Genomic DNA, 13,472 nt, shown 5'->3' on the forward strand with positions numbered 1-13,472 from the left:
GCTAGCGCTCGCAGGGTGCCCGGGGGTCGCGTACGCCACATCTCTCGATGTGAAGATATCTTCGCCCGGCGGCTACCATCGATCGGGGCGAAGCGGCCGGACCGAGGGCGCGGATCGCCGGTCAACGAGAGGAAACCGGACCAGGTGGACCTGTTCGAGTACCAGGCACGTGACATGTTCGAGAAGCACGGCGTGCCCGTGCTCGGCGGCGTCGTCGCCACCACCCCCGAGGAGGCTCGCGCGGGCGCCGAGCAGCTCCTGGGCGGGCAGGACGGCGTGGTCGTCGTGAAGGCGCAGGTCAAGACAGGCGGCCGCGGCAAGGCCGGCGGCGTCAAGCTCGCCCGGTCCGCGGACGAGGCGGCCGAGAAGGCCGGCGAGATCCTCGGCATGGACATCAAGGGCCACACCGTGCACCGCGTGATGATCGCCGCGGGCGCGAAGATCGCGCAGGAGTTCTACTTCTCCGTGCTGCTCGACCGGGCCGAGCGTCGCTATCTCGCCATGGCGTCCGTCGAGGGCGGCATGGAGATCGAGCAGCTCGCCGTCGAGCGTCCCGAGGCGCTCGCCCGCGTCGCCGTCGACCCGCGCACCGGCATCGACCAGGCGAAGGCCGACGAGATCGTCGCCGCCGCCGGGTTCCCCGAGAAGACGTCGCCCGAGATCGCGGCCAAGGTCGCCGCCGTGCTGCAGAAGCTGTGGGCCGTGTACGACCAGGAGGACGCCACGCTCGTCGAGGTGAACCCGCTCGTCCTCACGGAGGACGGCGAGATCGTGGCGCTCGACGGCAAGGTCACGCTCGACGCCAACGCCGACTTCCGCCACCCGGACCACGCCGAGCTCGAGGACGCCGCCGCGGCCGACCCGCTCGAGGCTGCCGCCAAGGAGAAGGACCTCAACTACGTCAAGCTCGACGGCGAGGTCGGCATCATCGGCAACGGCGCGGGGCTCGTGATGAGCACGCTCGACGTCGTGGCCTACGCCGGCGAGAAGCACGGCGGCGTCAAGCCTGCCAACTTCCTCGACATCGGCGGCGGCGCGAGCGCCGAGATCATGGCGGCCGGACTGCACATCATCCTCACGGACCCGCAGGTCAAGTCCGTGTTCGTCAACGTGTTCGGCGGCATCACGGCGTGCGACGCGGTCGCGAACGGCATCGTGCACGCGCTCGAGATCCTCGGCGACGAGGAGAACAAGCCGCTCGTCGTCCGCCTGGACGGCAACAACGTCGAGGAGGGTCGCCGCATCCTCACGGAGGCCGGGCACCCGCTCGTCGTGCTCGCCGACACCATGGACGGCGGCGCCGACAAGGCTGCCGAGCTGGCCAACGCCTGAGACCCCCAGACGACGCAGAGAGAAGCAGACACCACCATGGCGATCTTCCTGACCGAGGCATCCAAGGTCATCGTCCAGGGCATGACGGGCTCCGAGGGCACCAAGCACACGACCCGCATGCTGGCCTCCGGCACGAACGTGGTCGGCGGCGTGAACCCGCGCAAGGCCGGCACCACGCAGTCCTTCGGCGACGTCGACGTCCCCGTCTTCGGCTCCGTCGCGGAGGCCGTCGACAAGACGGGTGCCGACGTGTCCGTCATCTTCGTGCCGCCGGCGCACACCAAGGGCGCCGTGATCGAGGCGATCGACGCGGGCGTGCCGCTCGTCGTCATCATCACCGAGGGCGTCCCGGTGGACGACACGGCCGAGTTCTTCGCGCACGCGCAGGACAAGGGCGTGCAGCTCGTCGGCCCCAACTGCCCCGGCCTCATCAGCCCCGGCAAGTCGAACGTCGGCATCATCCCGGCGGACATCACGGGCCCCGGCCGCGTCGGCCTCGTCTCGAAGTCGGGCACGCTGACCTACCAGATGATGTACGAGCTGCGGGACTTCGGGTTCTCGACGGCCATCGGCATCGGCGGCGACCCGATCATCGGCACCACGCACATCGACGCCCTCAAGGCGTTCGAGGCGGACCCCGACACCGAGGTCATCGTGATGATCGGCGAGATCGGCGGCGACGCCGAGGAGCGGGCCGCGGCGTTCATCGCCGAGCACGTGACCAAGCCGGTCGTCGGCTACGTCGCGGGCTTCACGGCCCCCGAGGGCAAGACGATGGGCCACGCCGGCGCCATCGTGTCGGGCTCGTCGGGCACCGCCCAGGCGAAGAAGGAGGCCCTCGAGGCCGCCGGCGTCAAGGTCGGCAAGACGCCGTCCGAGACGGCGCAGCTCGCCCGCGCACTGCTCTCCTGAGCTCCACCCGTCCGCTCGGGACGGGCTCCGACGACCCGGTGAGGCCCTGCGCCCACCGGGTCGTCGGCGTCCGGGGCCCGACGCGCCGACCGTGGTCCGGTCCCGGGCGGCCGGGCCCGGGGAGGATGACCCGGTGAGTGGTACTGGCCCCCGGACGGGGGGAACCCCGGTCGCGCAGCGTCCCCGTCGGCGGGTGCTGTCCGACGAGGTGCCGACGCGCCCCCAGTTCTTCGCGAGCGCGCTGGACGGCGCCCCCCGCTGGGCCACGGGCGCGCTCGCCGCCGTGCAGGCGGCCCTGCTGTCGCTGCTCGCGATCGTGCTGCCCGCGATCGCCGCGTTCGTCGCGACGTCGGCGGACCCCACGAACGAGGGCGTGAGCTGGTGGCGTGCGGTGGTCGTGGGTGCGTCCGTCTGGCTCCTCGGCCACGGCATGCCGACCGAGGTCGGCGGTGTCGCGGTCACGCTGGTCCCGCTCGGGATCGGCCTGCTCGCAGTCTTCACGTGCTACGCGTCGGCGCGCCGGTCCGGCACGGCAACGCGTACGGGGTTCGCCGCCGGGGTGGCCGCGTACGTCGCGTTCGTCGTCCTGGTCGCGCTGCTGGTCGGCGCCGGGCCGCTCGCGTGCCTGCGCGCGGCCGCGGGTGCGGCGGTCGTGGCGGGCGGGGGGCTCGGGCTCGGCCTGCTCCGCCGCCCGGAGGCTCCGTCGTGGCGTCGCCTGACCCGTCCCGCGTGGACCCGCGTGGCGGCGCCGGTGCGGGTCGGTGCGGCGGCAGGGCTGCTGGCGGTCGCGATGCTCGTGCTCGTCTCGGCGCTCCTGACCGCGCTGTGGGTGGTGGCCGGCCGCGCGACGATCGGTGACGTGGTCCGCGGGCTGGGGCTGGACGCGGTCGGCGGGATCGTCCTGGCGGTCGCCGAGCTCGCGTTCGTGCCGAACCTGGTCGTGTGGGCGCTGGCCTGGCTCGCGGGTCCGGGCTTCGGGGTCGGGACCGGGACGCAGTTCGCGCCCGACGGGGTCGTCGCCGCCCCGCTGCCGGCCGTGCCCATGCTCGGTGCGCTGCCGACGCCCGACGCGGTGGGGCCCGCGACGTGGGGTGCCCCGGCCGTGCTCGTCCTCGTCGGCGTGCTGGCCGGCTGGTACGTGCACCGCCGGACCACGGGCGGCCCCTGGTGGTCGTCAGCCGCCTCGGTGGGTGTGCTCGGTGGCGTCGTCGCCGTGGCGTGCGCGGTCGTGGTCACGCTCGCGAGCGGGGCGGCCGGGCCGGGGCGGCTGGAGCACGTGGGCGCGCAGGGGTGGCTGGTGGGGCTCGCGGCCGCCGCGGGCGTGCTGGTGGGTGCCGCGCTGGCGGCGCTGCCGACGGACCGGGCGGTCCGACGCCGGCTGACGGCGGGGCTGCGGTCTGCGTCGGGCCGCGCCGGTGCGTCCGACGGCCCGGCGACGGGCCAGGATCACGCCCGACCGGGTCAGGGGCGGGACCGCTCCTCGAGCGACACCCGCCAGTCCTCGATGTCCTGACGGTACTGGGCCTCGCACTGCGACTTCGCCGTGACCGTGAGCGCCCCGGCGAGGCACGCCTGATGGTCGCGCTGCGGCCCCCAGAGCACGAGCATGCTGGCCGACACGAGCGACAGCATGCCCGACACCAGCAGCAGCACCCCGAGCACCGCGGGGACGCCGCCCCGGACGCGGCCGCGGAGCGCGACGGCGAGGCCGCGGATCGCGGTCACGGCGGCGGCGAGCCCGAACCCGAGCGACGCGGCCTGCCACGGCACGGGGAACGACAGGACGAGGACGGACGCGAGCACGAGCAGCCCGGTGGTCCGCGCGAGGCTGATGCTCCGCGTCGCGGCCTTGGCGTCCGTGGGCGCGACCTCGGTCGGTCGGTCGTCACGCGGTGCGCCGGGGCCGCCACCGGGACGCGCGTCGTGCGGGTACCGGTGGGCCGGAGGCGGAGTCGGCGGGCCGGCGGGTGGCACGCCCGACGGTGCGTCCGACGGGGCGTCCGGCGTGCGCGGACGGTCCTCCGGCGGGGCGTACGGGTTGCTCACCCCGGCATTCTCGCCCACCGGGCTGTGGTCCTGGTCATCGCGCGTCCACCTGGTGGTCGTCGGACGTCCCGGCTCGGCCCGTGCCGCCGCCGGGGTAGGGTCGCCCGCGTGAACGCGCAGCACCCCGAGCCGCCCCGTCCACCCGAGCCGTCCACGCGGACCGCCGGGCGGCTCGTGGTCCTCGTGTCCGGCACCGGCTCGAACCTCGCGGCGCTCCTGGCGGCGCACGACGACCCGGCGTTCGGCGGGCGTGTCGTCGGGGTGGTCTCCGACCGGTCCGGGATCGCCGCGCTCGACATCGCCCGTGACGCGGGTGTCCCCACGGCCGTGGTGGCGCTCCCGGACTTCGACGACCGGGCCGCGTGGGACGCGGCGCTCACCGAGACCGTCGCCGTCTTCTCGCCCGACCTCGTGGTGCTCGCCGGTTTCATGAAGCTGGTCGGCTCGTCCTTCCTCGGGCGGTTCGGCGGCCGCATCGTCAACACGCACCCGGCGCTGCTGCCGTCGTTCCCCGGTGCGCACGGCGTCCGTGACGCGCTCGCGTACGGCGTCAAGGTGAGCGGCTGCAGCGTGATCGTGGTCGACGAGGGCGTGGACGCGGGCCCGATCCTGGCGCAGGAGGCCGTGCCGGTGCTCGACGGCGACGACGAGGGCGCGCTGCACGAGCGGATCAAGGTCGTCGAACGGGCGCTGCTCGTGGACGTCGTGGGCCGCATCGTCCGGGAGGGCCTGGTGGTCGAGGGACGCTCGGCGCGGATCGGCGCGTAGCCGCTCCCGAGGCGGCCGGCTCGCCGGTTACACTCGTGCACGGTCGTGACTGGCGCAGGTGGGGAGAACCACCGGGGAGCGGCCGAAGTCCCCTGCAGAGCACCGCCCGCCTGGGTGCCTGGGTCCCACCGCAGCCCGCGTCGACCCAGGAGTGAGCGAATGTCCGCCTCCGTGCCCGTGCCCAGCGCCCCCGCCGACGAGACCGCCCGACGCACCATCCGTCGAGCGCTCGTGAGCGTGTACGACAAGACCGGCCTCGTCGAGCTCGCGACGACCCTGCACGCCGCGGGCGTCGAGCTCGTGTCGACCGGCTCGACGGCCGCGACGATCGCTGCCGCGGGCGTCCCCGTGACCCCGGTCGAGGAGCTCACGGGCTTCCCCGAGTGCCTCGACGGCCGCGTCAAGACGCTGCACCCGCGCGTGCACGCGGGCGTCCTGGCCGACACCCGCCGCCCCGACCACCTGGCCCAGCTCGACGAGCTCGGCATCGCGCCGTTCGAGCTCGTGGTCGTCAACCTGTACCCGTTCACCGCGACGGTCGCGAGCGGCGCCGGCCCGGACGAGTGCGTCGAGCAGATCGACATCGGCGGACCGTCGATGGTGCGCGCCGGGGCGAAGAACCACCCGAGCGTGGCCGTCGTCGTCGACCCCGCGCGGTACGCCGACGTGGCCGCCGCGGTGGCCGAGGGCGGCTTCACGCTGGCCCAGCGCCGGTCGCTCGCCGCGCAGGCGTTCGCCCACACGGCCGCGTACGACGTCGCGGTCGCGTCGTGGTTCGCCGGCGACTACGCGCCCGACGAGGACGCGGCCTTCCCGGCGTTCGCCGGTGCCACGTGGACGCGCGCGGACGTGCTGCGGTACGGCGAGAACCCGCACCAGGCGGCCGCCCTGTACCTCACGCCGGACGGCGCCGCGGGCCGCGGCCTGGCCGGTGCCGAGCAGCTGCACGGCAAGCAGATGAGCTACAACAACTACGTCGACGCGGACGCCGCCTGGCGGGCGGCGCACGACCACGACGCCCCCGCGGTCGCGATCATCAAGCACGCGAACCCGTGCGGGATCGCGGTCGGCGCCGACGTCGCGGACGCGCACGCCAAGGCGCACGCGTGCGACCCGGTGTCGGCGTTCGGCGGTGTCATCGCGACCAACCGCACGCTCACCGCGGCGGCCGCCGAGCAGATCGCGCCGGTGTTCACCGAGGTCGTGGTCGCGCCCGACTTCGAGCCCGAGGCCGTCGAGGTGCTGAGCCGCAAGAAGAACGTGCGCCTGCTGCGCGTGACGGGCCTCGAGGGCGGTGCCCGCCGCGAGCAGCGCGCCGTGAGCGGCGGCGTGCTGGTCCAGGACGTCGACCGCCTCGACGCCCCGGGTGACGTCGCCGCCGGCTGGACGCTGGCTGCGGGCGAACCGGCCGACGACGCGACGCTGACGGACCTCGTGTTCGCCTGGCGCGCGGTCCGTGCGGTGAAGTCGAACGCGATCCTGCTCGCGGCCGACGGGGCGTCCGTGGGGGTCGGGATGGGGCAGGTCAACCGGGTCGACTCGTGCCGGCTGGCCGTCGAGCGGGCGAACGCCGACGGCGCCGACCGCGCGCGTGGTGCGGTCGCCGCGTCGGACGCGTTCTTCCCGTTCGCCGACGGCCTGCAGGTGCTGCTCGACGCCGGTGTCCGCGCCGTCGTGCAGCCCGGCGGCTCGGTGCGGGACGAGGAGGTCGTCGCCGCGGCGCAGGCCGCCGGCGTCACGCTCTACCTCACGGGCACGCGCCACTTCGCCCACTGACGAGCTGCGCCGGTCGGCGGGGAGGGGCGAGCTGCGCGCCTCCCGGCCGCGGGTCCTGGGCAGGGCGGCCAACGGCAACGCTCGGGGCGATGTCGGCGGCCGGTGGGATGGTGCGGGCATGGCCACCACCGCCGACGAGCTCCGGCAGCACTTCCTCGCTGCCTGGGGCGGCGCGATCGTCATTCGACTGCCCGTTGCTCGGCGTCGGCAACGGGAGCAGTACGAGCTCCTGCGTCGTCGGGTCCCCGATGCCTCGGCCGGGCGCTGAACGATGGCGGTCGTCGACGACGTCCGTGCGCTCGGCACCCAGCTCGAGCGGTCCTACCCCGTCTACGTGCGCGGGCGGCTGAAGTTCCGCGTCGGTCAGCTCGTGTACGTGGCCTTCTCGCTCGACGAGAAGGTCATGGGTTTCGCCTTCCCGAAGGAGGAGCGGGCGGCACTGGTCGGCGGGGACCCACAGACCTTCCACTTCCCCGCGGAGTCGGACCTGCGGTTCAACTGGGTCCACGCCGAGCTCGCGGCCCTCGACCCGGGCGAGGCCCGCGAGCTCGTCGTGGAGGCCTGGCGCATGGTCGTGCCGCAGAAGCTCTCCCGCGCCTACGACCTCGCCCACCCTGACGGCCCGCGCTGACGGCCCGCGCTGACGGACCGCGGCCGCGGAGACGACCAGGCGGTCGCCGGTCGGCGCCGGACGCTCGTCAGGTCAGGGCCGTCTCGCGCAGCGGGTGCGCCAGATCGCGCACGAGCCGCCGGTCGAGCCGGGGCAGGTCGCGTGCCCCGAACAGCCGCCGTGCGGCGCCGACGTCCCGCGGACGGTCGACCGTGAGGATCGCGGCCGCGTCGTCGGCGCCGGGACGGAACCACACCGCGGTCCAGCCGTCGCCGCCGGACGGGTCGCCCCGCAGCACCACGTCGTCGTCCGGCCCCGGCTGCCCGAACAGCGCGAGCTCGTGCCCGAGCTGGGTGGAGAAGACGTAGGGGGCGACGTCGGCGAGCACCCCGGCGACGCCGAGCAGGTCGGCGACGAGCACCTCGGGCCCGCGCAGGGCGCCGTCCCAGTGCCCGCCGGGCACCCAGCCGTGCCGTGCGGACCGGCGCAGCGCGACGTCGCCGACGGCTCGCACGTGCCGGGGCGCGCCGACGACGGCGAACCCCTCGTCGACGCGCAGGGACCCGTCGGTCTCGCGGGGGAGGGCACCGGCGAGCCACGCGGTCGCAGGCCGCGCACCGACGGCCGCGAGCACGACGTCGGCCGGTAGCACCTGGCCGTCCGCGAGCGTCACTCCGTCCGCGCGCACGTCCACGACCTGCGCGTCGCACAGGAGCCGCACCCCGGCAGCCGCGTACCAAGGGGCGGTCAGCCCCCCGACCGCGGTTCCGAGCGCGGACCCCAGCGGCCCGGCGGCGGCCTCGACGACCGTGACGTCGACCCCCGCGGCGGCTGCCACCCCGGCGACCTCGGCCCCGATCCACCCGGCGCCGATCACGACGAGCCGCGCCCCCGGCCCCAGCCGCTCCCGCAGCACCCGTGCGTCGTCCGCCGTGTGCAGCGTGAGCGCGGCCGACCACCCGGCAGGCCGCACGGCCGCCGCCCCGGTCGCGAGCACGACGGCGTCCGCGGCGACCGCACCGTGCGGCGTCGCGAGCTCCACGCCCGCACCGGTGACGACGAGGCCGGACGCGGGCGTGCCGAGCCGCACGTCGTCCGCGAGCGTGCGCAGGTCGGCGCCGACCTCGTCGGCGAGCCACGTCGGACGCGGGCGGTCGAGCAGGTGCTTGGACAGCGGCGGCCGGTCGTACGGCGGAACCGTCTCGGCGCCGAGCACCGTGACCCGGCCGTCGAAGCCCGCCTCGCGCAGCGCCGCGACCGTCTGCGTCGCAGCGAGGCCCGCGCCGGCGACGGCGACGTGACGGGGCGGCCCCGGCGAGGGAGCGGGCGGCGGTGCGGGCGCGTCGGCCACGACAGGCGGGGCGGGGGTCCGGGCCGTCACCCGGGCAACGGTAGTCTCCCGGGGAAAGGGGTGATCGATGGTCCAGGAGCGTGTGCACGGCGGCCCCGTCGGGCGACCCGTCGAGGCGCCCGCCGGCACCGGGCCTGTGCCCGTCGAGGAGGCGGCGCTCGACCCCCGGTCCATCGCGCGGGCGTCGCTGCAGGCGTCGAGGAACGCGTCGCTGTGGTGGACGAGCGCCGGCATCCTCGTGTCCGTGGCGGTCGCGCTGCTGGTCAGCACGAGGGCCGGTGCGCTCGCTCTCGCGGCGGTGGCGGCCGTGTGCGCCGTCGTGCGGCTGGTCCTGCCGTCCCCGGGGCCTGTCGCCGTGTCGGTGCGGTCGCGCCCGTTCGACGTGCTCGTGCTCCTGATGTTCGCCGGGGGCATCGGCTTCCTCGCCCTGATCCTGCCTGCCGGCTCGCGCTGAGCGCGCGGCGTCGCAGACGACGGACGCCCCGGGCCGAGCGGCCCGGGGCGTCCGTGACGATGCGGCTGAGGTCAGCGGCCTTCGACCACGACGACGTCGTCGGTCGTGACGTAGACCTCGTCCTCCTCGAGGAGGTTGTCCTCGATCGGCTCGGCCGCGAACGCGCGGTAGACGAGCGCCGCGATCGCGGCGCCGACGAGCGGCGCGACGCAGAACAGCCAGATCTGGTGCCACGCCCAGCTCTCGCTGAACAGCGCGGCGGCCACGGAACGGGCCGGGTTGAGCGACGCGTTCGTGACGGGCATCGCGACGAGGATGAGTGCGGACAGCGTCAGGCCGATCGCGACCGGCGCGTTGCCCTTGGCCGAGCGGCGGTCGGTGACCGCGAGGATGACGCCGACGAACACGGCGGCGACGACGAGCTCGATGAGGCCGGCGCCGATCCACGAGAAGCCCTGGCCCTGCGTCTGTGCCGCGATCGGCGAGTGCGCCTCGTAGCCGTTGGCCACCGACGAGAAGAAGCTCTTCTCGTTCTTGTCGAGGGCGGGCAGCGTCGTGATGACGACGTAGAGCACGCACGCGGCGGCGGCACCGCCGACGAGCTGCGCGAGCCAGTAGGGCACCACGTCCTTCCAGCTGGTGCGGCCGGCGAGGGCCGCCCCGAACGTCACGGCCGGGTTGAAGTGGCCGCCCGAGACGTGGCCGACGGCCGCGATCCCGGCGAGCACGGCCACGCCGAACGCCAGGGCGACAGCGAGCGCACCAGCACCGGTGACCTGTGCGTACAGGGCGGTGCCGAGGCCGGCGAGCACGAGGAAGAACGTGCCGAACGCCTCGGCGCCCACACGGGACACGAGGCCGGGGCCGGCCGTCACGACCGTGCCGGCGGGCACGACGTACGCGTCGACCTCGTCGTCGGCCTCGGGCTCCACGGCCTCGGGCTGGACGGGCGCGGGCGGCACCGGCGCGGGCGGCACCGGGGCGGCGGCGGCCGGCGCCTCTGCCGGGGCGGGCTCGACCGGCGCGGCCGGGGCCGCGTCGTCGGCGGCAGCGGCGGCGCTGACGTCCTCGGGGTCGGGCGTGCCGGCGGGCTGGGCAGGGGTGTCGTGGGACATGTCGGTCCTGTCGTGTCGCGTGCGGGACGGTCGGCCGCGGACGGGCGCTGAAGGTCCGCCGGGTTCGCCGTTGATCCGGCCCAATATGCCAGGACCCGTCGCCCCAGGTCACGGGAAGGCCGTGCCTCGGACGCTTTCCGCTGCGCCCGCTGTGCGCGTGCTGTGCGGGCACCCGAGGTGGGTCGCCCTGTCGTGCACCCGTGCCCGGAGATCTCTCGATGTCGAGTAATCTTGTCCGCGGACCCGCGCCGGCCTGCGCTGCGTCACCACCGCCGTCCCGGCCGGCCTCCTCACCAGTCCCCATCACAGGAGATCCCGCATGGCGAAGATCAAGGTCGTCGGCCCGGTCGTCGAGCTCGACGGCGACGAGATGACGCGCATCATCTGGCAGTTCATCAAGGACCGCCTGATCCACCCGTACCTCGACGTCGACCTGCGGTACTACGACCTGTCGATCCAGAACCGCGACGCCACCGACGACCAGGTGACGATCGACGCGGCGAACGCCATCAAGGAGCACGGCGTCGGCGTCAAGTGCGCGACGATCACGCCCGACGAGGCGCGCGTCGAGGAGTTCGGCCTCAAGAAGATGTGGGTCTCGCCCAACGGCACGATCCGCAACATCCTCGGCGGCGTCGTGTTCCGCGAGCCGATCATCATCAGCAACATCCCGCGCCTGGTCCCGGGTTGGAACAAGCCGATCATCATCGGCCGCCACGCGCACGGCGACCAGTACAAGGCGACCAACTTCAAGGTCCCCGGCGCGGGCACGCTCACGCTGACGTACACGCCGGCGGACGGCTCCGAGCCGATCACGCAGCAGGTCGTGACGTACCCCGAGGAGGGTGGCGTCGCGATGGGCATGTACAACTTCAACGAGTCGATCCGCGACTTCGCGCGGGCCTCGTTCGCCTACGGCCTGCAGCGCGGCTACCCGGTGTACCTGTCGACGAAGAACACGATCCTCAAGGCGTACGACGGCGCGTTCAAGGACATCTTCCAGGAGGTGTTCGACACCGAGTTCAAGGACCAGTTCGACGCCGCGGGCCTCACGTACGAGCACCGCCTCATCGACGACATGGTCGCCGCGGCCATGAAGTGGGAGGGCGGCTACGTCTGGGCGTGCAAGAACTACGACGGTGACGTGCAGTCCGACACGGTCGCTCAGGGCTTCGGCTCGCTGGGCCTGATGACGTCGGTGCTCATGACGCCCGACGGCAAGACCGTCGAGGCCGAGGCCGCGCACGGCACGGTGACGCGCCACTACCGCCAGCACCAGGCCGGCAAGCCCACGTCGACGAACCCGATCGCGTCGATCTTCGCGTGGACGGGTGGCCTCAAGCACCGCGGCAAGCTCGACAACACCCCCGAGGTCACGCAGTTCGCGGAGACGCTCGAGCAGGTCGTCGTCGAGACGGTCGAGAGCGGCGCGATGACGAAGGACCTCGCGGCCCTCGTCGGCCCCGACCAGCCGTGGCAGACCACCGAGGAGTTCCTCGCGACGCTCGACGCGAACCTCGCGGCGAAGCTGGCCTGACCGGCGCTCGCACGCCGCACGACACGACGGCGCCCACCCCGGAACGGGTGGGCGCCGTCGTGTCACGCAGCCCACATCATGCGGTCAGCGGATGCTGTACCCGAAGTACCACTTGCCCTCGTGCTTGAAGCACCAGAACTCGGTCTTGATGGCGCCTCCCTTTTCGTACGCGAACCGGACGCTCTCGCAGGTGGACAGCGACGAGTAGGGCCCCGCGTAGATGATGGCGGCCTGGGCGGGCGTCGCGACGGCGGCGCCCGCCGTGACCGCGGCAGCGCCGACGAGCGCGGTGATCGAGCGGCGCAGGGACGAGCGGACGCGCATGGACGAGCTCCTTCGACGAGGGGACATTCCGGACGGAGGGTAGTGCTGTGCCGCGTCCCTCTCGTCGGGTGTCCACGATCCACCTGGGCGGCCGTCCGGCGCCCACGGCGACGCGCGGCCCGGCCGGGGCGTCCGCCCGTCGCCCGGTGCGGCCCGCCGGGGTAGCGTGCCCGTAGCGCGGGCCTGCCGCGTGCCTGCCGTCGGCCGACCGAAGGAGCCCGTCCGTGCCCGTGAGCCAGCCCGTGAACGTGACCGTCACCGGTGCCGCCGGCCAGATCGGCTACGCGCTGCTGTTCCGCATCGCCTCCGGCCAGATGCTCGGCGCGGACACCCCGGTGCGGCTGCGACTGCTCGAGATCCCGCAAGCGGTCAAGGCCGCGGAGGGCACGGCGATGGAGCTCGACGACTGCGCGTTCGCGACGCTCGACGGCATCGACATCTTCGACGACGCGCGCGCGGCGTTCGACGGCACGAACGTCGCACTCCTCGTCGGCGCGCGACCCCGCACGGCCGGCATGGAGCGCGGCGACCTGCTGTCGGCCAACGGCGGCATCTTCAAGCCGCAGGGCGAGGCGATCAACGCGGGCGCGGCCGACGACGTGCGGGTGCTCGTGGTGGGCAACCCGGCGAACACGAACGCGCTCATCGCGCAGCAGCACGCGCCCGACGTGCCGGCGGACCGGTTCACGGCGATGACGCGGCTGGACCACAACAGGGCGGTGTCGCAGCTCGCGACGCGGACCGGCGCACGCGTCGCGGACATCGCGCGCCTGACCATCTGGGGCAACCACTCGGCGACGCAGTTCCCGGACCTGTCGCACGCGACGGTCGGCGGCCGACCCGCGCTCGAGGTGGTCGCCGACGACGCGTGGGTCACGGACACGTTCATCCCGACGGTCGCGAAGCGTGGCGCGGCGATCATCGAGGCGCGCGGCGCGTCGTCGGCGGCCTCGGCGGCGAACGCCGCGATCGACCACGTGCGGTCGTGGGTGCACGGCACGCCGGCGGGGGACTGGACGTCGGCGGGCGTGGTGTCGGACGGCTCGTACGGCGTGCCGGAGGGGCTGATCTCGTCGTTCCCGGTGACGTCCGAGGGCGGCGAGTGGCGGATCGTGCAGGGCCTGGAGGTCGACGGTCCGTCGCGGGCGCGCATCGACGCGTCGGTCGCGGAGCTCGTCGAGGAGCGGGACGCGGTCCGCGTGCTCGGACTGGTCTGAGCCGCGCCTGATCCGACCGGAAGGTTCGCG

General features: G+C 74.2%; 14 protein-coding genes and 1 riboswitch. Of the genes, 10 read left to right on the forward strand and 4 right to left on the reverse strand.

Annotated features, from left to right (window positions below):
• The first annotated feature begins 144 nt into the window (after positions 1-144).
• The 3 genes from sucC to J7523_RS06675 all read left to right on the forward strand — a co-directional run bounded on the left by sucC (position 145) and on the right by J7523_RS06675 (position 3,757).
• Positions 145-1,332, forward strand: coding sequence for an ADP-forming succinate--CoA ligase subunit beta (gene sucC / locus J7523_RS06665; protein ID WP_291883921.1), 1,188 nt, complete (start codon positions 145-147; stop codon positions 1,330-1,332).
• A gap of 36 nt (positions 1,333-1,368) precedes the next feature.
• The gene (gene sucD, locus J7523_RS06670; RefSeq protein WP_291883923.1) at positions 1,369-2,244 is read left to right on the forward strand and encodes a succinate--CoA ligase subunit alpha; all 876 of its coding nucleotides are present in this window, start codon (positions 1,369-1,371) and stop codon (positions 2,242-2,244) included.
• Between the two features lie 193 nt (positions 2,245-2,437).
• Positions 2,438-3,757 carry a DUF6350 family protein gene (locus J7523_RS06675; RefSeq protein ID WP_291883925.1) on the forward strand — a complete coding sequence of 440 codons (1,320 nt, stop codon included), beginning with the start codon at positions 2,438-2,440 and terminating at the stop codon, positions 3,755-3,757.
• Here J7523_RS06675 and J7523_RS06680 read toward each other — a convergent pair.
• On the reverse strand, positions 3,706-4,290 hold the full coding sequence (locus J7523_RS06680) for a hypothetical protein (RefSeq protein WP_291883927.1): 585 nt from the start codon (positions 4,288-4,290) through the stop codon (positions 3,706-3,708). The two genes, J7523_RS06675 and J7523_RS06680, sit on opposite strands and share 52 nt — an antisense overlap.
• Before the next feature lie 108 nt (positions 4,291-4,398).
• On the opposite strand from J7523_RS06680, the gene purN reads away from it, so the two are divergent.
• The 4 genes from purN (at position 4,399) to J7523_RS06700 (ending at position 7,465) form a co-directional block, all read left to right on the forward strand.
• Positions 4,399-5,058 carry a phosphoribosylglycinamide formyltransferase gene (gene purN, locus J7523_RS06685; protein ID WP_291883929.1) on the forward strand — a complete coding sequence of 220 codons (660 nt, stop codon included), beginning with the start codon at positions 4,399-4,401 and terminating at the stop codon, positions 5,056-5,058.
• A 35-nt stretch (positions 5,059-5,093) separates the two neighbouring features.
• A riboswitch (ZMP/ZTP riboswitch) is annotated at positions 5,094-5,181 on the forward strand.
• 36 nt (positions 5,182-5,217) lie between these two features.
• Positions 5,218-6,834: a bifunctional phosphoribosylaminoimidazolecarboxamide formyltransferase/IMP cyclohydrolase gene (gene purH, locus J7523_RS06690; RefSeq protein ID WP_291883931.1), complete on the forward strand. Its 1,617-nt coding sequence runs from the start codon at positions 5,218-5,220 to the stop codon at positions 6,832-6,834.
• A 118-nt stretch (positions 6,835-6,952) separates the two neighbouring features.
• Positions 6,953-7,102: a hypothetical protein gene (locus tag J7523_RS06695; protein WP_291883933.1), complete on the forward strand. Its 150-nt coding sequence runs from the start codon at positions 6,953-6,955 to the stop codon at positions 7,100-7,102.
• A 3-nt stretch (positions 7,103-7,105) separates the two neighbouring features.
• Positions 7,106-7,465, forward strand: coding sequence for a hypothetical protein (locus J7523_RS06700; protein ID WP_291883936.1), 360 nt, complete (start codon positions 7,106-7,108; stop codon positions 7,463-7,465).
• A gap of 67 nt (positions 7,466-7,532) precedes the next feature.
• Here J7523_RS06700 and J7523_RS06705 read toward each other — a convergent pair whose 3' ends face one another.
• Complete coding sequence (locus tag J7523_RS06705) at positions 7,533-8,825, reverse strand: FAD-dependent oxidoreductase (protein WP_291883938.1); 1,293 nt, start codon at positions 8,823-8,825, stop codon at positions 7,533-7,535.
• 37 nt (positions 8,826-8,862) lie between these two features.
• Here J7523_RS06705 and J7523_RS06710 point away from each other — a divergent pair, with 37 nt between their 5' ends.
• Positions 8,863-9,249, forward strand: coding sequence for a DUF3017 domain-containing protein (locus J7523_RS06710; RefSeq protein WP_291883940.1), 387 nt, complete (start codon positions 8,863-8,865; stop codon positions 9,247-9,249).
• A gap of 71 nt (positions 9,250-9,320) precedes the next feature.
• On the opposite strand, the gene J7523_RS06715 is transcribed toward J7523_RS06710, so the two are convergent.
• Entirely contained in the window at positions 9,321-10,364 is a 1,044-nt protein-coding gene (locus tag J7523_RS06715) for an MIP family channel protein (protein WP_291883941.1), read from the reverse strand.
• A 319-nt stretch (positions 10,365-10,683) separates the two neighbouring features.
• On the opposite strand from J7523_RS06715, the gene J7523_RS06720 reads away from it, so the two are divergent.
• Positions 10,684-11,901, forward strand: a complete 1,218-nt coding sequence (locus J7523_RS06720) for an NADP-dependent isocitrate dehydrogenase (RefSeq protein ID WP_291883942.1) — start codon at positions 10,684-10,686, stop codon at positions 11,899-11,901.
• Positions 11,902-11,985: 84 nt separating this feature from the next.
• Here J7523_RS06720 and J7523_RS06725 read toward each other — a convergent pair whose 3' ends face one another.
• Positions 11,986-12,225: a hypothetical protein gene (locus tag J7523_RS06725; protein ID WP_291883944.1), complete on the reverse strand. Its 240-nt coding sequence runs from the start codon at positions 12,223-12,225 to the stop codon at positions 11,986-11,988.
• A gap of 230 nt (positions 12,226-12,455) precedes the next feature.
• Here J7523_RS06725 and J7523_RS06730 point away from each other — a divergent pair, with 230 nt between their 5' ends.
• Complete coding sequence (locus tag J7523_RS06730; protein ID WP_291884187.1) at positions 12,456-13,442, forward strand: malate dehydrogenase; 987 nt, start codon at positions 12,456-12,458, stop codon at positions 13,440-13,442.
• Positions 13,443-13,472 lie beyond the last annotated feature (30 nt).

It is taken from the genome of Cellulomonas sp. (assembly GCF_017744555.1).
Lineage (GTDB): Bacteria > Actinomycetota > Actinomycetes > Actinomycetales > Cellulomonadaceae > Cellulomonas.